This window comes from Paenibacillus sp. FSL K6-1558 (assembly GCF_038002565.1).
GTDB classification, from domain to species: domain Bacteria; phylum Bacillota; class Bacilli; order Paenibacillales; family Paenibacillaceae; genus Paenibacillus; species Paenibacillus polysaccharolyticus.
This window is the reverse complement of the sequence record NZ_JBBOCV010000001.1, coordinates 4759661-4781666: the sequence shown is the minus strand read 5'-3', so window position 1 is coordinate 4781666 and position 22006 is coordinate 4759661. Positions and strand designations below refer to the sequence as shown.

The 22006-nt window shown below is 45.0% G+C and carries 19 protein-coding genes; 12 read left to right on the top strand and 7 right to left on the bottom strand.

The genetic code is table 11. The features are described from left to right. Positions 1-149 precede the first annotated feature (149 nt). The 5 genes from MHI38_RS20730 to MHI38_RS20710 all read left to right on the top strand — a co-directional run bounded on the left by MHI38_RS20730 (position 150) and on the right by MHI38_RS20710 (position 7137). A complete protein-coding gene (locus MHI38_RS20730) occupies positions 150-554 on the top strand; it encodes a CBS domain-containing protein (RefSeq protein ID WP_090923108.1) in 405 nt (134 codons plus the stop codon). A gap of 384 nt (positions 555-938) precedes the next feature. Further along, positions 939-3215, top strand: a complete 2277-nt coding sequence (locus MHI38_RS20725; RefSeq protein WP_341181612.1) for a glycosyltransferase — start codon at positions 939-941, stop codon at positions 3213-3215. An 18-nt stretch (positions 3216-3233) separates the two neighbouring features. Then, positions 3234-4421, top strand: a complete 1188-nt coding sequence (locus MHI38_RS20720; protein ID WP_341181611.1) for a carbohydrate binding domain-containing protein — start codon at positions 3234-3236, stop codon at positions 4419-4421. 41 nt (positions 4422-4462) lie between these two features. Continuing rightward, the gene (locus MHI38_RS20715) at positions 4463-5884 is read left to right on the top strand and encodes an MBOAT family O-acyltransferase (protein ID WP_090923114.1); all 1422 of its coding nucleotides are present in this window, start codon (positions 4463-4465) and stop codon (positions 5882-5884) included. Between the two features lie 14 nt (positions 5885-5898). Next, entirely contained in the window at positions 5899-7137 is a 1239-nt protein-coding gene (locus MHI38_RS20710) for an alginate O-acetyltransferase AlgX-related protein (RefSeq protein ID WP_341181610.1), read from the top strand. A 76-nt stretch (positions 7138-7213) separates the two neighbouring features. Here the strand turns inward: MHI38_RS20710 and MHI38_RS20705 are convergent, their stop codons facing one another. Next, positions 7214-7663, bottom strand: coding sequence for a hypothetical protein (locus tag MHI38_RS20705; RefSeq protein ID WP_154891686.1), 450 nt, complete (start codon positions 7661-7663; stop codon positions 7214-7216). 245 nt (positions 7664-7908) lie between these two features. On the opposite strand from MHI38_RS20705, the gene MHI38_RS20700 reads away from it, so the two are divergent. The 3 genes from MHI38_RS20700 (at position 7909) to MHI38_RS20690 (ending at position 12642) form a co-directional block, all read left to right on the top strand. Next, positions 7909-8475 carry a hypothetical protein gene (locus MHI38_RS20700; protein WP_222592197.1) on the top strand — a complete coding sequence of 189 codons (567 nt, stop codon included), beginning with the start codon at positions 7909-7911 and terminating at the stop codon, positions 8473-8475. Positions 8476-8672: 197 nt separating this feature from the next. Then, positions 8673-10910: an S-layer homology domain-containing protein gene (locus MHI38_RS20695; RefSeq protein WP_341181609.1), complete on the top strand. Its 2238-nt coding sequence runs from the start codon at positions 8673-8675 to the stop codon at positions 10908-10910. Positions 10911-11190: 280 nt separating this feature from the next. Continuing rightward, entirely contained in the window at positions 11191-12642 is a 1452-nt protein-coding gene (locus MHI38_RS20690) for a CAP domain-containing protein (RefSeq protein WP_341181608.1), read from the top strand. Between the two features lie 111 nt (positions 12643-12753). Here the strand turns inward: MHI38_RS20690 and MHI38_RS20685 are convergent, their stop codons facing one another. Both MHI38_RS20685 and MHI38_RS20680 read right to left on the bottom strand, forming a co-directional pair. After that, entirely contained in the window at positions 12754-13299 is a 546-nt protein-coding gene (locus MHI38_RS20685; protein WP_154891682.1) for an isochorismatase family protein, read from the bottom strand. After that, the gene (locus tag MHI38_RS20680; RefSeq protein WP_154891681.1) at positions 13296-13667 is read right to left on the bottom strand and encodes a DUF1801 domain-containing protein; all 372 of its coding nucleotides are present in this window, start codon (positions 13665-13667) and stop codon (positions 13296-13298) included. Before MHI38_RS20680 ends, MHI38_RS20685 begins: the two co-directional genes overlap by 4 nt. A gap of 194 nt (positions 13668-13861) precedes the next feature. On the opposite strand from MHI38_RS20680, the gene MHI38_RS20675 reads away from it, so the two are divergent. Beyond that, on the top strand, positions 13862-14944 hold the full coding sequence (locus MHI38_RS20675; RefSeq protein WP_154891680.1) for a saccharopine dehydrogenase: 1083 nt from the start codon (positions 13862-13864) through the stop codon (positions 14942-14944). Position 14945: 1 nt separating this feature from the next. Here MHI38_RS20675 and MHI38_RS20670 read toward each other — a convergent pair whose 3' ends face one another. Further along, positions 14946-15605, bottom strand: a complete 660-nt coding sequence (locus MHI38_RS20670) for a M48 family metallopeptidase (protein ID WP_373323306.1) — start codon at positions 15603-15605, stop codon at positions 14946-14948. 163 nt (positions 15606-15768) lie between these two features. Here MHI38_RS20670 and MHI38_RS20665 point away from each other — a divergent pair, with 163 nt between their 5' ends. Beyond that, positions 15769-16527: a GNAT family N-acetyltransferase gene (locus MHI38_RS20665; protein ID WP_154891679.1), complete on the top strand. Its 759-nt coding sequence runs from the start codon at positions 15769-15771 to the stop codon at positions 16525-16527. Between the two features lie 121 nt (positions 16528-16648). On the opposite strand, the gene MHI38_RS20660 is transcribed toward MHI38_RS20665, so the two are convergent. Both MHI38_RS20660 and MHI38_RS20655 read right to left on the bottom strand, forming a co-directional pair. Next, positions 16649-17551 (bottom strand): SDR family oxidoreductase, encoded by a 903-nt coding sequence (locus tag MHI38_RS20660; protein ID WP_090923140.1) that lies wholly within the window; start codon positions 17549-17551, stop codon positions 16649-16651. A 177-nt stretch (positions 17552-17728) separates the two neighbouring features. Further along, positions 17729-19105 (bottom strand): amino acid permease, encoded by a 1377-nt coding sequence (locus MHI38_RS20655; protein WP_154891678.1) that lies wholly within the window; start codon positions 19103-19105, stop codon positions 17729-17731. Positions 19106-19393: 288 nt separating this feature from the next. Here MHI38_RS20655 and MHI38_RS20650 point away from each other — a divergent pair, with 288 nt between their 5' ends. Then, on the top strand, positions 19394-19756 hold the full coding sequence (locus MHI38_RS20650; protein WP_341181607.1) for a DUF6713 family protein: 363 nt from the start codon (positions 19394-19396) through the stop codon (positions 19754-19756). Positions 19757-19789: 33 nt separating this feature from the next. Beyond that, entirely contained in the window at positions 19790-20782 is a 993-nt protein-coding gene (locus MHI38_RS20645) for a DUF4003 family protein (RefSeq protein WP_154891676.1), read from the top strand. A 145-nt stretch (positions 20783-20927) separates the two neighbouring features. Here MHI38_RS20645 and MHI38_RS20640 read toward each other — a convergent pair whose 3' ends face one another. Continuing rightward, positions 20928-21968, bottom strand: a complete 1041-nt coding sequence (locus MHI38_RS20640; RefSeq protein WP_154891675.1) for a phosphotransferase — start codon at positions 21966-21968, stop codon at positions 20928-20930. Positions 21969-22006 lie beyond the last annotated feature (38 nt).

Here is a 22006-nt window from a genome sequence, read left to right as displayed (position 1 = left end):
AAATTTCCTGCGCCGATTAAACAATGTGACAAATCTGATGAATTTGTCATTAAAAATAGCCTTAAGCTCACATAATATGTTTAAATAAGAATAGTGAATTACATACTAAAGCTTTTTTGCGATGCAAAAGGCTGAAAAGGAGCCCGATGATGGAAATCAGCTATTTTTTACTCCCAAAAGCCGAAGTGGCCTATATCGAGTCTACCGCTTCCATGAAAGATGCTATTGAGCAGTTGGAATCGCACCACTACACCGCCATTCCCGTAATTGATCCGGATGGAAAATATGTTGCTACTCTGTCCGAAGGTGATCTGTTATGGAAAATGCGTAATACGCCTGGATTAACATTTGATAATATGGACCAAGTGCAGGTCGATGAGATTAGCCATCGTGTCTATAATGAGTGCGTGTACATCGAAGCAGAGATGGAGGATATGCTGACTCTTGCGGCAGACCAAAACTTTGTGCCCGTGGTGGATATAGATCGGGTCTTTCTTGGAATCATTCGTCGTAAGGATATCATTGAATATTACACCCGCAACATATCCGATTAATAAATCTCGGGTAGCATGGAAGTGCTACAGTGAGATTACGGTATCTGCAAAAGATCAATCAAAAAAGGCGAGCCCATAGGCTCGTCTTTTTTATGTAATCATTCCACTAACGCAACAATTTCCACATTATGGACTTAAAATAAAAATGTTGCTAATTTCGCATGAAATAAATACAATAATCTTCATTATTCGACATATTTCGTCATTACTAGACTGTATTTAAACACCAAAACATGTCGTTCCCATCACATATAATGGATTAATACACAATTTCATTCATTTCTTTTGTTCAGAATTCGTTCAGAACGCTATTGTACGATAGACATATGGTTAGACTTGATGAACGTTGATTACTTTCACCAATTATAGAGAGAGGTATGCACCTTGAATCGTTTAAGCACACGCAAAAAAATGCTGGTTACCGCAACGGTGATCATGTCTTGTATTTACGTCATATGGCGTACCTTCTTCACCATTCCTTTCGGCCATGGCCCGCTTGCCGTGACCGCCGGTCTTGCCCTCCTGATTGTCGAACTCATTGGTATGTTTGAACTCGCTGTGCATTTTTATAACATGACCCGGCTTGAATATCCTGAACTTCCTGTCGTTGATGAGTCATTGTATCCTGACGTTGATGTTTTTATAGCTACATATAACGAACCTGCATCCTTGCTTTTCAAAACGATTAACGGCTGCCTCAATATGGATTATCCGGACCGCTCCAAAGTACATATCTACCTGTGTGACGACTCCAATCGTCCCGAGATGCGAAAACTGGCTGATCATATGGGGATTAACTATCTGACCCGGACAGAGCACATCCACGCCAAAGCTGGAAACTTGAACAACGCCATGAAACATACTTCCTCCCCTCTAATCGCCACGTTTGATGCCGATATGATTCCGAAGCATGATTTTCTGACGTCCTGCGTGCCTTATTTTCTGACAGGAGAAAAGATCGGCTTCGTGCAAACTCCGCAAAGCTTCTATAATCCCGATCAGTTTCAATACAATCTGTATTCCGAAGCTCGAATTCCGAATGAACAGGACTACTTCTATCGCGATGTGCAGGTCGGACGGAACAAGTCCAACTCCGTTATCTACGGCGGAACCAACACGGTACTTTCGAGGCAGGCACTCGAAGATGTGGGCGGTTTCTATACTGGTTCCATTACAGAGGATTTTGCCACTGGCATTGAAATGCAGAGCAAAGGGTATCGCTGTTTTGCCACCAATAAAGTACTTGCTTCCGGACTTGCTCCCGGTGATCTGAAAAGCCTGATCAAACAGCGCCAGCGCTGGGCACGCGGATGTATTCAAACGGGCAGAAAAATGAATATCTTGTTCAAGCGCGGACTTACGTTTGCCCAAAGACTGAATTATATCTCTTCTATAACCTATTGGTATTCCGGTCTTAAACGAGTGCTGTATATCATGTCACCCATTCTGTTTGCTGTGTTCGGTGTGCTCGTGGTGAAGTGTACCATTTTGGAAATTCTCGTGTTCTGGCTACCGATGTATCTATTAACGAATATGTGTCTGCGTATGTTGTCAGGTAATATTCGAACTACGAAATGGACGAATGTATACGAAACTATTCTTTTTCCATCACTGCTACCTGCGGTCATTCTGGAAACACTGGGCATCACCATGAATAAATTTGCAGTGACTCGTAAAGACGGTGCTCATAACGATCGTAGCTACCAGCTCAAACAGATCATTCCGCATCTGATCTTGGCTGTGCTCTCTATAATCGGTATCGTCAACTGCATTCACTGGACATTTAGTCAGGGCACCATTGGTTTTCTCGTTGTTCTATACTGGCTGTTGATTAATTTCTACAACATTATGATGTCGATCTTTTTCCTCAGCGGACGTAAAGTGTTCCGCAACTATGAGCGTATTCTGGCTGCTGTGGACTGTACACTAACAACCGAAGGTGAAACGCTGTCCACGGTTACGCATGATATTTCGGAAGGCGGGATCGCTATCGTACTGGATACGCCGAGATACATCCCGAGCGAAGCCCAATTTGCTGTACGTCTGGTAACAGATCATTATTCAAGCGAGTTTACAGCCAAGGTAACTCACGTAACTTCATTCGGTAATAAGTGGAAGTACGCATTCAAAGTGCACGAGATTACAGAACAGGATCAGCGTCAGTTGTTACATATTGTGTATGACCGCGAGCCTACGCTTCCGCAGAAGCTGGATAAAGATATCAGTACGTTTGAGGACATCCGTCTGAATTTTGTAAAACGCGGACAAGTGGGCCTCATGTCCAACCGCAAGCTGGCACGCATTCCGCTGAACCATGAACTGGACACACCCGAATATGGAACCGTTATGCTGATGGACTTTAACTATGAATTTTTGCTTTTGAACATATCACGGCAGGAAATGGTCTATGAGCTTCGTTTGCCGCTTGCCGAGGGACTCGTTCTTGACTGTATGTGGGTGAAGTCGATGCGAAGCAAACATGGCATTCTGTACCAGATCAGAAATATTCAAGACATTGCCCGAAATGGACAAATGCCTGAACTGGAAGCTCTTCTGAAACAATGGAATGTGGCGTATACCGAGGCAGACAAACCAAAACGCCCAGAACAGAATAAAAGCTTCATCTCGAGTGATGAACTCGACGAGATGGCCTATTTATAACATGGAGGCATAGAAAGCATGAGCACGAAATGGCAGCAATGGCTGCTTGTCGCAATCCTCGCAAGTTTATCAGGTTTATCCCTCATCACTGCTACTGCTTCGGCTCAGCCGGATCAGATGCAGTGGAGCGAGAGTTCTATAAAGGTATGGAATAATGGAGCCAAAGTGCAGTCCAAGCTGAATCGTAACGGCAGTTTACAGATTAACACCTCGACACAGGGGCTACAAAAAGGCTATTACTCCGCCTATGTATATGAGCTGCAAAACAGAGATTGGTCGGGCTATAGCGAGTTAAGGTTCTCGATTCGCAGTGATTCCGATCAGACGCTGCCGCTAAACGTTGTCATCACACGAACGGATCAATCGGCACTAACAGTAGCGGATCAGCGCAATGTCATCCTCATTCCCAAAGCAACCAAAGAACCGAAGCTGGTTCATCCCGTAGATGGGTTGATAAGACTGGAGCCCGGGTACGAGGGGGAGGTTCGTGTTCCCTTTTCCAGCCTCATGGTTCGAAATCATGCAGCTACGGTTGGCCGTGTCACACCAGAGAAAATACTGAGCTGGGGCATCACAATGACCACGACTGAGAACGCACAGCTGAATTACCGCGTTGGAAATATCAAACTGGTACCTAGGAAAGAAGCTGTTGCAGAAAACCAATTATCTTCTGTAATGATCAAAGGTGATGAACGAGTCGTGAAACCGGTGGCCGGTGAATCGGTTGCAACGTATACCGTTAGTGGCCTGCAGGCGACAGCATCGAAAGCTTTGGAAACGCCAGAAGTAGAAGTGAATTTCCAGCTTGCTCATCCTGTACAGGGCGTAACAATCACAACGGGTGGCCTACTAACCATTGGAACGGACGCCGCAAAAACCGATTCGGTGACTATTCGAGCGCTGGTGGATCAAAAGTGGAATCTCGATTATACCGTTAAACTTGATCGTTCCACGGCGATGCAGATGAAGGAATCGGATGGAACACCGCGTTTCATCCCCTCCCCAGGCCAGGTTTCCAAAGTGTTGGAGCCTCAGTCCATATGGTTACAACCATGGATGGAATGGATGATCCGAATCGGCCTTCTTCTGATTGGACTCGCGGTGATTATTCCGTATTGGCTGTGGCGCAAACTTCAGCACGGCTCACAAGCGGGGAAGCAACGTTCGATGAATCATCGCAGGTCCAAACGGATATTTAAAATGTAGCTTTTTTATTTCATCATTAACATCATCAAGGAGGAAAGGCAGTGCTCTTTTCCAGTGTAGTCTTCTTATTTTATTTCTTGCCGCTTGTGCTGGGGCTGTATTATATATTGCGGTTTTCTGTGACGCTGAAAAATATGTTGTTGCTTGTGGCAAGCCTGTTCTTCTACGCATGGGGTGAACCACGCTTTGTGCTGGTTATGCTGGTCTCCATCGCACTGAATTACGTTTTCGCACTGCTCGTGGACAAGTACCGGGATCGGCGCACTGCCGCTTATACCGTTATCACCGTGATGCTAGTTGCCAATCTGGGTATGCTGTTTGTTTATAAATACCTGGCGTTTGCCCTGCGCATTGTCAATGAAAGTACAGGCTTTGGCTTCAGCATTCCGCATATTGCGTTGCCGCTCGGCATTTCCTTTTTCACCTTCCATGCGATCTCCTACGTCATTGACGTGTACCGCGGACATGGAAATGTGCAGAAAAATCCGTTTTATGTCGCCCTCTATATTTCCTTCTTCCCTCAGCTTGTAGCTGGGCCCATTCTGCGTTACAACATGATTGCGGATCAGATGATGCATCGGAAGGAAAGCTGGGACAAGTTCGCGGTCGGCTGTTGCCGGTTTATTGTGGGTTTGAGTAAAAAAGTGCTGTTATCTAACAGCATGGCCATTGTGGCCGATCATGCATTCAGCATGGGCGGAACAGGCGATATCGCTTCAAGTCTGGCTTGGCTGGGAGCGATTGCCTATACATTGCAGATTTATTTCGACTTCTCGGGTTATTCGGATATGGCGATTGGACTCGCGCTTATGTTTGGTTTCAAGTTTGAAGAAAACTTCCGGTACCCGTATATCTCACGCTCCATCACCGAATTTTGGCGCCGCTGGCACATCTCGCTCGGCACCTGGTTCAAGGAATATGTCTACTTCCCGCTGGGAGGATCACGCGTTAGCAACAAGGATAAAATGATACGCAATCTGCTGATTGTCTGGGGACTGACGGGCATCTGGCACGGGGCAGAATGGACATTTGTGATCTGGGGTCTAATCAACTTCGCGTTCATTGCACTGGAGAAAATATTCAACCTGGATAAGAGCACACGGTATGCTCCGCTCCGACATTTCTATGCCATGTTTATCGTAGTTATTGGATGGGTGATTTTCCGTTCACCGGACTTGTTACAGGCTGGCAACTACCTTGGCAATATGTTCGGACTGTATGGTAACGGGTTCTGGAGTGATACGACCTGGATGTTCATGAAGGAATATGCCCTTTTCTTCATTCTCGGCATTCTGTTCTCAACTCCACTTGCCTTACGGATGAACAAATGGATGGTGGATGGTGTACGCTTCGGTAAACCGCTTGAACTGCTTTACCCGGTGACCATTATTGCTCTGTTCCTTGTGTGTGTATCCTACTTGGTCAAAGGAACATACAACCCGTTCATATATTTTAATTTCTGAGAGAAGGATTTCATATGCATAACTTTTTTGCCAAAAAGAGAATGACCGCCTTCCTCTTCATTCTTGCGCTCGCCACGTTCTCGATCTTGAATATGATTCATTCTTTCGAGCCTTTGAAAAAAACACTGGCGTCAGCGGACTACCGCTTCTCCAATGCCAAAGGTATCATCAACGAACTGGATGCAGATATTAATGAGCACGTTTTTGAAAAGTTTGGATTCGTGGAAGCCTACGGATACTTGCAGTCGCTCATGTGGAAGAACGAAGAGAACAATTTCGAGGTCGTCAAAGATACGGAGGGTAAGCTTCACTATACGTATTTCGCCACGGGACCAACGGATACGAAAGAACTTTCTGATCGGGTTGCCGAGCTAGGGGCACAATTGGGGTCAAAAACCAAGCTTACGTATGTCATGACACCTGATAAATATGTACGTGGCTATACAACATTTCCGGAAGGCATCCCTTATAACTACAATAACGAAACGGCCGATGGTTTTCTGGATCATCTGAAGCAGAGCGGAATCGACACGCTGGATCTGCGCGAAGGATTATTGGAGAGTGGCATACCGGCGAAGGATTTGTTTTTCACAACCGATCATCACTGGAAAATCAAAACGTCCTTCTGGGCCTTCGGCCAGCTGGTTCAACATCTGGACGGGCTGTACCTTAAGCCGCTCGATCCCGAGCATTATTTTACAGACATGAATAACTACAATGTAATCCCTTATAAGGATTTCTTTATCGGCTCACAAGGCCGCAAAACCGGGAAATTGTACGCCGGTGATGATGATTTTGACCTGATTTATCCTAAATTCAAAACCAACTATTCTTTTTATTTTAAAACAGGTGAGACGGAAGCTACCTTAAATGGTCGATTTGAGGATGCGTTGCTTACGACATATCCCCTGAATGTGAAGGGTGCTCCCTACGACCTGACAGCGGACAAATACTTTACGTATCTGTATGGCAATCAGGGAATCGTACATCTGACGAATAAAGACAATCCAAACGGACTCAAGGTCATGTTTATCAAGGACTCCCTCGCCGTACCTATGATTTCTTTTCTCTCGACGGTTGTCTCGGATGTGTATCTGATTGATCCAAGGTATTATCCGGGTGACATTATAGATTTTGCGAAAAAGACCGATCTGGATCATGTCTTCGTATCGATCTCACCTCAAGATCTCGTCGATGAGTTTTTCCCTTACGGGAAGAACAACGTAGAAGGTCCATTCACCAGCTCTAAGTAAAATATCGTTCATCAAATTGGAACATGCAAAAGGGTACTGCCTTGGCCTTCATAGCCACGGGAGTACCCTTTTACTGTTACAGTGTGGTCACTTCCGCCAAACCGAAATACCACTCCAGAAAGGCATTGAAATCCGCCCATTGCGGCTTGCTCTCTCCATTCAGGAAACGTTCGATGGACTCCCCCAGTTCAACCAGCACAACCTCGTCGGTCTGGCGATTATAGAAAAATCCACCTTCCCCTTCAAAGCTGTCCAGCGGAATATATGCCTCTGGTAACCCCAGTGTAAGTTGCGATATATGCATATCCTGCAGATATACGGTATTCTCGATCACCCAGCAGATCTGGTAGAGCTCCTGATGCCGACTATAGAATGTCGGTCCATCCTCTGCATGAAGGTAGAATTGTGCAAAATCCGAGTTCAGATCCATGTCCAGCTTACGCAATGCTTCCTCATATTCAGCTGGCACATCTTCATGCCACCAGCCTTTTACGCGGCAATGTTCAATGACTTTAGTGGATAACATCAAAAGCCCCCTAATCCATGTTATACGTCGTTTAATATTACATTCTGACCCCAACGTTTTTCTATTTAGAGAGTAGCACGATTGTAGAGGACTGCACAAATGGGAGAGTTGGAATTAAGGATAAAGCTTTAGACCCTGAAACATATTGGTGAAACTTTCCTCCTGCATCTACGTCTTAAATACAAGAATATAACTCGAAGGAGATGACTATGCGAATAAGCTGCAGCCCCGGTTTTCCCGGAAGTATGATCGGTTCCATTGATCTGAGACCAACCAAGCATAACCAGCCCCCATCCACGACAAGTCAAATTTCACAGTATGTTGATTCTGGACTGATTTCTATTCCCTATGTGACCGATCCGGAATTTGGATCACACTTTGATATGATGAAGATTATGAAAGGTACATATCAGGAAAAGTTCCACGAAAGCTATGATGTTGAATTTACGATCGATGTGGATCAAAAAGGTTATATTACACAGTTTGAGCATACCTTCCCACTGGAACGTTACATCGATCTGATTCGAACCCAGTCGTACCGGGTCATTCAGACGAAATGGCGCGGCCAGTCCTTTCATGTGATGACCTACAGTTATATGGAAGAGGTTATTAATCCGAACAATGTTATTTTCCGCTGTACGAATGCAGAAGATGTCTTCGTTGTGGCTGAGCTTGTCCCTTTTCGAGCAGGTGGCGTTGTGGAGCAACCGAATAATCTGTATCTTCACTTCCGCGCATTGATATCAGCACGAGATGACCTATATCCCATTGATTATATGTGTCAGCCGGATTTCGACTTAAATCTGGAATGAACGAGTTGGATATGAGCGATATGAAAGAGGAGCATACGTTATCCTGCATCTAAGGATAGCCTGTGTTCTTTTTTTAATCCTTTCATTCTGGATTCACCCTAAGCAAAATCAACGAAACAGACGATAACATATATATAAAGTTACATTTGCGTATCCCTTTGGGTGTGTACTGAAGATGAGAGGAGTTTCACATAATTATGATGGGTACAAAAATGAAAATCAGTTCCCTGCTTGCACTGCCACTCGCCGGCCTGTTATTGCTTCTGGGCGGAACGCAGACCGCTCATGCAGAACAGATCGATAGCTTGCTTCCCGAGCGTAGTCAGCAAGAAATCGACCAAAAGTGGAATGAGTGGATGAGGGTTGATCAAACACTCCCTATGTTTACCGAAACACCTTCCACCGTTTTCCCTTATTCTGCCGGACTGCTCAATGAGAGATATCTGGAGCAAGGTCTGAATGCTGCCAACTTCTATCGCTTTATCGCAGGCATGTCTGGAGACCTGTTACTCGATCCGGCTTTGAATATGCAAGCCCAGCACGGAGCTGTTGTTGTCTCCACCGGAGGGCAGCTTAGCCATTCCCCTGAACAACCGGCAGATATGCCGAAGGATTTTTTTGATAAAGGCTATACCTCAGCTTCCTCATCTAACCTGCATGTCACCAGCAATGACAAATTCAATGTACTGGCTGGAAGCATCAAGGGCTACATGAATGACTCGCATGCATCCAATATTGATCGGGTAGGTCATCGCCGCTGGATTTTAAGCCCGAAGTTACAACGAATCGGATTTGGACTGGCTGCCCATCAAGAGGAAGAACAAACTCGTTATTATAGTGCCATGCAGGTTTTTGACAAAAGCAGAACTCAGGTGACACCGTATAACTACAGCCTGTTTCCCAACCAAGGCGACTTTCCCATTGAAGCCTTCGGCGCACTTCAAGCCTGGTCCGTTCAATTAAATAATGACGTGTTCGCAAAACCTGAATTGGAAAAGGTTCACGTCGAAATGATCCGAACCTCTGATCAGCGGAAATGGACGTTTAACCAGCAAGAGAACACGGAATTCCCTTTCCCTTTCGAATACTACAATGTAGACCCCTCAAACAAACGCTGGTTTGAGCAGGCCTATTTTAATGTCGAGACATCCAATTTCGGCGATAACAGCGCTATTATTTTTCGTCCTGACGATGTGCAGTTGTTGAAAAACGGTGATACCTTCCAAGTACATATTACAGGTCTGCAAAAGAAAGACGGCTCTCCCGCTGAAATCTCCTATACGACACGTTTCTTCCATGTAGACGGCGGGCAGGATCCGACTTTAACCAAGATTACACCTGCAAAATCAAATCTAACTTTGCGAGTAGGAGACACTGTAGACACCCCCTCCGTAACAGCGATTCTTGGGGATGGAACGTTATACTCTCCATTTTCCAACCTGACCTACACAACATCTTCGGATAAGATCGCGATCCAGAATGGCAAAATTGTCGGAACAAAGGTCGGTAAAACCGATTTACGAATCCGTTTTGCCGGGAAAGAAACGGTTGTCACGGTCATAGTCAAAAAAATGCTCCATTATACAGATATTCAGAATCATTGGGCCAAGAATGATATCCTGTGGGCTATTCAGCAAAATATGGTTACCGGGTATGAAAACGACACCTTCAGGCCCAATGCTCAGGTGAGCGAAGCCGAGTTTCTTTCCATGCTGTTTAATATGTATGCCAACTCCAAATACCTGCGGTATATGGATAAGACCGATGCTCCGGGTGCGAACTGGAGTGATCGTTACTATACCTATGCATCCAGACTCAATCTTCCTCTAGAGGCCAGCATTCGAAACCCCAAGCTACGCAATCATGCGCTGAATAGAACAGAGGTTGCTATTATTGTAGCCAGTCTTGGCGGTAGAAACTATGTTAAAGATGAGGACAATATTCAGTATTTGCTGAACATGGGATACTCCTCTGGCAAAACATCAGCTACAGTCGAAGGTTATGCTGGCAAGGAATTATTTACACGCGCAGAAGCTGTTGTATTTCTGAGGAACTTGAAGGGAAAAGGATTTCAGCCTTGGGGTAGACCTGAACAAGTCACAGCAACAGGCGACAATGAGAAACAAGGGAACCTCCCGGATGGTACAGTTCAGGCCGAATATACGGTTGATCACACCTTGACTTTGCGAGGTACGTTTAAAGCCTATGCCGGTCACACCATTCCGATTGATATCAACGGACCAGCACCAGAGGTACTGCCTATTCAGACCGAAAACGTAACGCTGGATGCAGACGGAAGCTTCAAACTAACGGTCAAGGTAAATGAACAAAACACCAAACATCTTAACCTGTACTTGAATGTAAAAGAAGATTACTCCTACTTTATTCGTGTAGAAGAAGGAAAAATGGCCATTAACGAATACACTGAGAATTAAGAACGTTAAGAACAGCATCGTTAAACCAGCATTAGACTTCGGGTTCCGGTTAAACTGAAACAGCACCTTACGAACAAGCAAGCATGGGAGATCGTTATCCGGCTTGTACGTTTCGAGAGGTGCTTTTTTCATGGAATCAACGGTTCATTTACGCATAACTTCATCCAATGGTACAAAAGGTTCATTTTATTAGAATCAACTAACTAATACATCCTCTACTGTCGATAAAACACAATGAAAGTATATTATTTACATTTTAGAAGTAGAAGGAGATTAGAAGATGTTTATTCGGAAAAAGGTTATTCGCACACTGCTTACGCTTCCTCTAGCTGGTCTAATGTTCGTACTACTCGGTGCACAGCAGACCTTAGCTGCCCCCGTCGACAGCTTGTTGCCTGAGCGAAGTCAGCAAGAAATTAATCAAAAATGGACGCAATGGATGTCGAACAAGGATCAACCCGCTACATATATCCAAACCCCTTCCACCACAGCACCTTATGTTGCTGGCGTATTAAGTGAATCGTCTCTGCAACAGGCACTAAATGCGGCCAACTTCTATCGTTTCCTTTCGGGACTGGAAGGCGATCTTGTGCTGGATGCTACGCTTAACGTTCAGGCTCAACACGGTGCAGTTCTTGTCTCTACCGGTCCTCTAAGCCATTTTCCGGCTCGACCTGCCGATATGCCAAAAGATTTTTTTGACTTGGGTGCCAAATCAGCCTCCAGTTCCAATTTATATGCTTCCTATGGCGCTGCCGGCAATCAGGCTGTTAAAAGTGTGGAAGCGTATATGGACGACTCCGACGCAAGTAACATTGGCGCACTAGGTCACCGTCGCTGGATTCTGAGTCCGCAGTTGAAAAAAGTCGGCTTCGGAATCGCATCCCGGGACAACAAAAATTATGCAAGTCATTTTAGCACCATGCAGGTGATGGATACCAGTCGGGCAGGAAAGCTGCGCTACAATTACAACCTGTATCCAAACAAAGGTGCGTTTCCGATTGAAGCTTTCAATGTGTCGCAGGCCTGGTCTGCACAGTTGAACCCGGATGTGTTTGCAAAACCTTCAGATTCGGAGGTTCAGGTAGAACTTACACGAACGTCGGATCAGAAAACCTGGAATTTCGGTGGGAAAACTCCTGCCAGCAGTGATCCTGCCAAAGCGTTTTTCAACGTCAATACCGATGGATATGGATATAGCTATGCTATCATCTTCCGTCCGGATAACTTAAACGCATTGAAGGATGGAGATACGTTTACCGTTCGAATTACCGGATTGAAGAAAAAAGATGGTTCCAACGCAGACATCGTTTATCAAACTCAATTTTTCACGGTTAGTCCCTCCGCAGAGGAACCTGTGACCGATCCAGAGAATCCTGGAACGCAGCCCCAAGATCCCGGAACACAGCCTGAAGAACCGGATACCGGTAATGAGGTAATTCTTGATGATCGTCATGTACAATTCGAATATACAGCGGAGCGCACCTTGAACGTACGAGGAACACTTACAGCATATGCGGGTCAAACGTTCTCCTTTCAGATTCATGGCACGTCACCAGAAGAAAAACATATCCGTACGGAAACCGTCACAGTGGGTGCAGATGGCCGTTTCAATCTAACGGTTCGCAGTCTCGGTGTGTCTGATCTGAACATCTACCTACAGGTGAGTCCCTACTTTATGTATCTGATCCCTGCGGCCGGCAACTCTGATGTTACTTATTACTTTGAGTAGAAACAGTTGGGGAAAGAGCAGGCATCAAAAAAATCCGGATGAATCATCATCCGGATTTTGTATACATTGGTTTAGCCAATAACGGAGTGGCATCCATATTATAAGCACATTCTACTTTTCAGCACCCTGGCAGTACACTTCACTAAATTCATCTGTATATAAAACTTCTATGCAGCCTGACCAATTGAGAATCGAACCAATAAAATCAGGTATATCCAGTCCCTCCATGTCATACGTCTCTTCTGTATTCACCGTACCGGATGCATCTTCAATCAGCGTTACTTTAAATCCCTCATGTTCAGCAGTAATTGCTGTAAAAAGACAACAATACTCCATGTTAAAGCCCACAATGAATATGTGCTCAACCTGCTGATCGCATAGCCATTTTTTCAATTCGCTATTACTGAAAGCACTCGGTTTGTTCTTTTCCAGAACAAGATGTTGCTTCGTATCCACAACAATTTCCAGATGCTCTGCTTTCCCGCGGTAGAGTGAGGACTCTTCATGCTGCTCATCAATATGTTTGGTAAAAACCATGGGCCAATTCATCTTCTCAAAAGTCGCCATGACCGATTCGATCTTTGACACGGTTGCCGATACATCTCGTTGCATGGTAAGCCCTCGTTGGACATCAAGTACAATTAGACCTTTATTCATCTCTGACTCCTCTCCACATTCTCCTTCACTCTGAATTCAACAATCTCGCGTATCAAGTTCTCTGGCAATGGCTCATCAAGCGGGAACTGAACGGAACCTTTCGCGCCCTTAAACCTGGAGAGCTGTTCCTTGAACGCCAGAATACCGCTGGGTGCAGGATAAAAGCCAATATGTTTCGTGTATGCCGCAAAATGAACCAGATTCCCATGCTGCGCATATGTAGGCATTTTGTAACTAATTTTCTCTTCAGCGAGCGGAGCCGCTTCCTGAATGATCTGCCGCAACCTCTGTAATTTTAGTTGCACATCTGCTGGAAATGAAGCGATATATTCATCCACCAGCTCCGAGTGTTGTCCGTTTTGATTCATTTTGCGATCCTTCCTCCATATCTGTTTAAGAGTGATTTGCAACGAGTACTATTGGCTCTATTGTACGTTATAAGCATGATCGAACAACAACTGTTTTTCTCCGGGAGAACACATCTACTTGATTTTAGAGATAGATAACCCTACAATATGTTTAAACGTTCGAACATTTAAACATTTAATGGAGGGTTAACTTTATGACTACCACATATCGGAAAATTCTTATCGCCGGCGGTTACGGCGCAGTTGGTGCACAGATTGCCCGCATCTTGCATGACAGACATACTGATCTAGAACTGTTACTCGGAGGCCGTTCTTCTGGCAAAACACCTCCGTTTGTTTCAAACCGTGTTCGCACTGTCATTGTGGATACAGCTGCACCTGATCCTCTAATCCACGTCCAAGACGACGTATTCCTAATCATCAATGCCGTAAATGATTTACAGGATTCATTGCTCGTATCTGCCATTCGGCGAGGCATCCCGCTCATTGACGTCACTCGCTGGACAGAGGTATTTCATCAGGCGCATCGCACGGCAAAACAAGAAGAGCTTCGCTCCCCTGTTATTTTATCTTCCGGCTGGATGGGCGGGACAGCTTCCTTGTTTGCGATGATGCTCGCAGAGAGTTTAAATCATGTGGAGATGAACATCAGTGCCTTATATTCGCTCCGGGACAAAGCAGGACCTGATTCCGTTACTTTTATGGACCGGATGAGCATTCCCTTTCAGATCACTGAATTGAACACTCAGCGTGATGTCTATCCAATGACTGATCCGATTCCTGTCACTTTTCCCGGAGGATATCAAACGCAATGTTACAGGCTCGATACACCTGATCACATTACGCTTCCCCAGCAAAGCCAAATCAATACTTCCAGCTTCCGTATTGCATTTGATCATAAGTTGTCTACCTACGCACTTGCAGGCCTAGTCAAGACTGGTATTTGGAATATGATTAGTGGTGAACGGTTTACGCCCCTCAGACGCAAGTTGCTCTACAACCCGGGGAATGGTGGCGCCCATCATCTCGTCATCGAACTGAAAGGTGTCGATCACTCGGGTAAACAGGTGCAGCGTAGATTAACCGTCTCCGATCCCCAGGGACAGTCCCATCTCACAGCACTCGGTGCTGCTATTCAGGCGGATAAGCTGCTTCGCTTGCCTGCTGACCAGCCGATGGCTGCAGGAATTTATTATCCTGAGCATTGGCTGGATCACCATACGAATCGGGATGCCGCTGTACAATTTTACACAGAACACGGTGTTCAACTCGGTTAATCTACAACGTCATGGCCCTTCCATTACGCATCAGATAATCTTCTTTGTCCTTGTAATCCGGCATAATACTACCTACCCGCCGCCAGAACGAGCGATCATGATTCATATGATGAATATGGCACAGCTCATGGATGATAACGTAATCAATGACCTCTGGTGGCGCCATGGCAAGGCGGTAATTAAACGTCAACTTTTTGTCCCAGCTACAGCTCCCCCATTTCGTAGGAGAATCTACGATATCAATAGACTTCGGCTTCACCTTCAGTTCCTGCTGATAACGTATAATTCGCTGCCCAATCATGCGTTTGCATTCTGCAAAATAAAACTTTTTCAAATTCGCACGCAGTTCTTCTTCTGTTAACCCCTCCACCGGAATTAATTGATGCAAGGCATGGGCTTTGCCAAAGAGCAAAAATGCCCCCTTACCCTCATTCTCATATTCCTTAGCTTGGGGACCATCCAGGACTTGCTGCATGCGAGCTGATTTTTGTACAATCTCAGTTCCATGTTGCATAACCAGTTGCCGGATCACTTCCTCACTCGTGCCATTCGGAGCCTTAATGGTGACCATGTAGGGCAGTTCCATGGTGATCGAGGCTTTTTTTCGTTTACCGAATTCGATATGACATGTAATCATGTGTCCCTGAATCTCTATGTTAATCATGTTTATTTGTACTCCATTCCACAAATTGATCTCTTTATCGATTATACCATTCAGAGGAATAACATCCGAACAATCTATATTGAATTTTTATACATTATTATGTATTATTATTTAATTCGATGTTATATCGTCTATATCCTATGTGAGGAGGATAAGCCACATGTATGCAACAGAAAACAAACTTCGTCTGATTGAAGAACTAACGCTCAACCACTGGCAACCTTTATCAACCTCATTGTATGACGGTTGGGTGCTACGTTTTGCCGAAGGATATTCCAAACGCGCCAACTCCGTTCAACCGCTCTACCCTTCTACTCTGGATGTGCATGAAAAGATCAAGACATGTGAGAATATCTACAGTTCGAACCAATTAAATACCATTTTTAAAATTACGCCGTTCATTCAACCTGAACAATTGGATCAACTTTTACAAGATAAAGGTTATTTCGTTGTAGATAAAACGCTTGTACAACTTCGAGATCTGAAGGATCTGAAAGTTCCTGAACATTTGGAGGCGCATATCAATGAACAGTTAACGGAGGAATGGTTAGATCATTTTTGCCGTTTAAATGCGGTCAGTGAAGAGTTTCGGGCAACCATGACACAGATGTTATTCAATGTCCGCGCAATGACGGGATTCATCACACTGTCTGTTGACGGCTGTATAGTGGCCTGTGGGCTAGGTGTGGTTGAACGTGGATTCATTGGACTGCATGACATCATTACAGATCCGGACTACCGTAACCGCGGTCTGGCGGAGCAGATGATTTTGCATTTGTTGCATTGGGGAAAAAGCCATGGTGCTACTTCAAGCTATCTGCAAGTGGTCGAGGGCAATGCGGCGGCACGGCGACTATATGCAAAATTGGGATATACCGACGCCTATTCGTATTGGTACCGGGTTAAGAATTATACATAGTCAAACAGGCCAAAGCAGAGGGACTCTGCCTTGGCCTGTTTATTTGAAATCTTCATCGAATGGATTGACATCCAATTCAAATAACGAAGTTATCACTATATCATATATAGCGTTCACCCTATTACGGACTAACCGTACCACCATTGGCATTCAATGTCTCTCCGCTCACATAACTGGATTCCTGACTCGCCAGGAATACGTATGCTGGAGCCATCTCGGCAGGCTGCCCTGCCCGGCCTAGCGGTGTGTTGTTTCCGAATTCAGCCAGTTTCTCTACAGGTTGTCCACCAACAATCTGTAGCGGTGTCCAAACTGGACCTGGCGCGACAACATTCACGCGAATACCTTTGCTCCCTACCTGCTGTGCGAGCGCTTTGCTGAACGTATTGATCGAAGCTTTTGTTGTTGCATAATCCAGCAAAATCGGAGACGGTTTATACGCCTGAATCGACGAAGTGTTGATAATCGAACCGCCTGCTTTCATATGTTTAATTGCTGCTTTGTTGAGCCAGAACATGGAATAGACATTTGTTTTGAACGTCGCATCGAATTGTTCTGTCGTCAGGTCTGCAATCTGCTCGACAAACTGCTGCTTCCCCGCCACATTAGCAAGAATATCAAGGCCACCGAGTTCTTTGACTGCCGTTTCAATCAACTGTTCACAGTATTTCTCATCCTTCAAATCGCCTGGAATGGCAATAGCTCTTCGGCCAGCTTCCTCAATCAGTTGCACCACTTCCTTGGCATCTGCTTCCTCTTCCGGCAGATAGGAAAGTACAACGTCCGCACCTTCACGTGCATAGGCGATTGCCACCGCTCGACCAATCCCGCTATCTGCACCGGTAACGACCGCTTTACGACCAGTGAGACGCCCGCTTCCTTTATACGTTTTTTCACCGCAATCTGGAACAGGAGTCATCTCACGCTGCAATCCCGGCTCATCCTGCTGTTGCTTCCACTCTTTCGTTGCCTTCGGATATTGTGTCGTTGGATCTTGAATCGAATGCTGATTTTGCGTAGCCATGTTTGGTTCCTCCTCGGTTCAAATATATGTGTTGTGAATTTCATCTGTGTAAAGGTTCACTCTTTCCTTTGTAACCGAGTTGCCCGGTATTTAAACTGAAAAAAAACACTCCTTCAACATACGGACTCTTTGCGAGTCACAGGGTATGTTCAAGAAGTGCGTCATCATTGTTGCCTTTTATTTGGAATCGTTAGCTTTGGACTGACGCCCGCCGATGCCAAATACGTAATAGCCAACCACTACAATCGCCATAAACGTTGCACCCACAATCAGCGGCAGACGTGTATCTGGGTTAAAGGCCATACCGATAATGACCAGAATAAGATACACAATAATAATGTAATTGCTGATGGGGAACCATTTCGACTTGAAGTTATGCTCGGCAAGGTCCTGCCCCCAACGCTTTCTGAATCTGAACTGACTGAACGCCAGTGCAAACCAAGGCACCATTCCTGGCAACACGCTTGCGCTGTAAATGTACAGGAACAGCTTCGAATCTGGCATCAGATAGTTAAGTACAACCCCGATCAGAAGAAGCGAGATGGTTACCACGATACTGTTGCGGGGAACCCCACCTTTGGACAGCTTTTTGAAAAAAGCAGGTGCTTGTCCGTTCTCTGCCAGTGTGTATAGCATCCGTCCTGCGCTGTAGATCCCGCTGTTACATCCCGACATCGCTGCTGTCAGGACCACGAAGTTAATAATTCCTGCCGCTGCAACAATGCCGACTTTGGCAAAGGTGAGCACGAATGGACTTCCGGTCTCTCCTACCTCGTTCCACGGATACAACGTAACGATCACAAATATCGCACCTACGTAGAAAATGAGAATACGCCACACAATATTTTTGATCGCTTTGCGCAGTGTATGTTTCGGATTTTCTGCTTCTCCAGCCGTAATTCCGACCATTTCAACGCCCTGATAAGCAGCCGTTACGATACATAGTGCAAACAGGAATCCTTTAATGCCTCCTGGGAAAAATCCTCCGTGACTAATCAGATTAGACAAACCGATCGGTTGTCCTCCATTACCCCATCCGAAGAAAATAAGACCTGTTCCGATAACAATCATCGCCACAATGGCGGTTACCTTGATCATCGCAAACCAGAACTCGAATTCGCCGTAGAACTTGACCGCTGCCAGATTGGCTGCCGCAATAATGAGAACACCTGCCAGTGCTGGAAGCCACTGTGGAATATCCGGGAACCAGTATCCCACGTAAATTCCAATCGCCGTAACTTCCGCCATGCCCACCGTAACCCACAGGAACCAATAGCTCCAGGCCGTGAGGAAACCGGCAAGCGGGCTGATATATTTGTGAGCAAATGTTGCAAACGAACCGGTCACCGGCTCCTGAATCAACATCTCACCCATAATACGCATCACAAAAAAGATAATAATCCCGGCAAGTAAATAGGCCAGTAATACGGACGGACCTGCCCATTTGATCGTGCTTGCCGATCCCATGAACAACCCCACGCCAATCGTACCGCCGAGCGCAATCAGCTCAACATGGCGGGGTTTTAGCCCTCTCGATAGTTCCTTTGATTCCAAGTGATTCTCCCCTTTTCTCATAAACAGCTTCCAATTATCATTCCATTTCAATCCGCTCACATTAACGCAATGCAGAATTACTTCATCAAATTGTACGAGATGTGAAGCAGAAATACAATATGGATTATGAGGAAGTAAGCACTCACAGGTACATATGTCAAAATTTGCTCAAATATCTAATCATTTCTTTGTGATGTGAATAGCGCTTTTGTTCATGTTACCGGAACTTTTCCAGTGTGAGTCACGTATGATTTTTAATGCCTTTGCCAACCGATCCATGAAAATTAAATGAGGAGGATAAAGATGCCAAGCTTGTTATTGATCTTATTTCTGTTTAATCTTTCCCTATTTCTACTACATGAAATGGATGCGATCCGACGATCCGAATGGAAATTGTTTATCGTATTAAAAGATATGGAAGCAGAAAAAGCATATACATATTTCACATGGATTCATCTTCCACTGTATACGATCATCTTCTCACTTCTTTTCAGTTCCTATCAGACCATAACATTCTGGGTACTAGATGTATTTTTTATCATACATACCGTGTTACACTTCTTTTTCGAAAAGCATCCTCAGAACGAATTTAAAAATAGGTTTTCCAGATCGTTGATCTATCCAATGGGATGCATTGCACTGATATGTTGAAATAAACATTACTAATCATTAGGAGGGTTGCACATGCAACCAAAACTGCTGGAAAAAGCCGAATTATTCGTTTCTAACACCCTGATGCTCAAGAAACCATTCAAATGGCAGAACCCCATCATGCGCCGTTTGGCGGCGTTGCTATATGTAGTGGAGAATAAAAGTATAGATCCAGAAGCCATTCAACAAAGCAACGACTTGATGAAGCAGCACACCAAACGTTTCTCTGCATTTAGGGGCCCTTCTTCCTTTCATTTTGCAGCTATGCTTTCTCTGACAACGGATCAACTTACAAGACTGCAACATACGATTCAAGTCCATGACTTGATGAAACAAATCAAGTTCCGCAACTCCGATTACCTGGTGATGGCTGCCTATCAGATCGCTGCTCAAGTGCCGCCTGATCAATATCAGCATACCGTGGAACGTGCCAAAGCATTCTATGACCGTATGAAACAAGAGCATCCCTTCCTCACAGGACATGATGACTATATTTTCACAGCGATGTTAGCCCTCTCGAATCTGGATGTGGACACTGCTGTCGCGCATATGGAGCAGCTCTATCGGGAGTTAAAACCTCATTTTTCCGCGAAAAACAGCGTGCAGACCTTAACACACATTCTCGTTATCGGGGATGGCGGATCTCAGGTCAGTGAACGTTTGCTGGCTTTAGGCGAGGCTTTCCGTTCAAGGAATCTTCGGATGGATAAAACGTACACATTGCCTTCACTCGCACTCTTTGCGCTATTGCCAGCAGAGATCGACTTGCTGGTGGATCAGGTTATTGAGACATATGACTGGTTAAGAACTCAAAATGGTTTTGGGGCGTGGTCTATAAACAAACAGGAGTTGCTGCTGTTCTCATCTGCATTGACTGCACTTCAACATGTGGAGAGTCTACAGAATGAGATCCTCACTTCTTCTATGTCTACAACGATTACTAACATTATCGTCGCTCAGCAAGCCGCCATGTCGGCAGCAGCTGCTGCTGCTGCTGCGACTGCTGTCTCTTCCACGCAATCATAGTTGATATCGGTAGTGCAAAATTGAATATTGCTATAATAATTGATTATATTAAGCATCAACAAGTAAATAAAAAACGATTATGCGAGTAAACCTGCATAATCGTTTTTTAAGAACAGTTACTTTTTATTTCATATGAATTAGTTCCCTATACAATACCTGTATCACGAAACTCCTCAATAAAGTCATTCAACCAATCTTCGCCATAATCCAGGGCGCCCATATCACTATCAATAAAGGCCACATCCAGACCCATCACCCAGAACCTGCGAGCGATAATAAACAAGTCGACCGCCTGTTCATCTGCATCTGTAAAGCTCCGAACAGATCGATATCCTTTCATCAACGCATCCCATAACTGCTGCTTCTTCTCCGCATCACCCGACTGCCGTTTCCGAACTTTCACTTGAGCCAGATCATACGCACGCCATCCCATAGCAGCCCATTCGAAATCATAATGGATGAAGCGTTCTTGCTGCTCAAACACATTGTTGTTTCCATGCATATCGCCATGACATAAGCCGTAGTCCAGACCTGAACTGGAGATGGTAGAGATCTTTTCTTTTAACACGGTGGTAAACGTTTGCAAAAATGCTGTTTCCTTATGACTTTCTCCAATGTAACGAATGATTCGCTCCAGTGGCTCATCGATGAGAAATTTCGTATCCAGCTTAAACCTTGTATTTACTGACTCCAACTCCGTTACTGATGCTGAAGCAAGTTCTCGCTCCTGTTCCAACTTAATCCCATCCATAGCTTGGTGCAGTTCAGCAGCAGAACGGCCAAAAGCGTAGCAGGAATCCTCATCTTCCAGATTATTTTCTGTCCCTTCAATATAGTGAAAGATCACAGCTGCCCGCTTTCCTTCAGCCGCATCCAGCATTGTATACCCGGTCTGATCTTTCGTTGGGATAAAGTCTCCCACCTCTGTATACTCACTTGAACTTAGACCTTCTTTTAGTGCAGTCAGAACACTCAGTTCATAACGAACATCTGCTTCCGCCACCTCAGTACGATATACACGCAAGATATATACTCCTGTACTTGTCTGTACCCGGTAAGTATCATTCAAACCTCGCAGCCAAAATCTACATTCTTTCCAAGTACCGATATCATAATGTGCCTTTAATGCCCACTCCAGATATGCCGGACTGAGCACCGAACGCAAAGCTGTTGGATGATTAAACATAGTCAAGTCCCTTCTTGTCTGATATTTTGTTAATATAC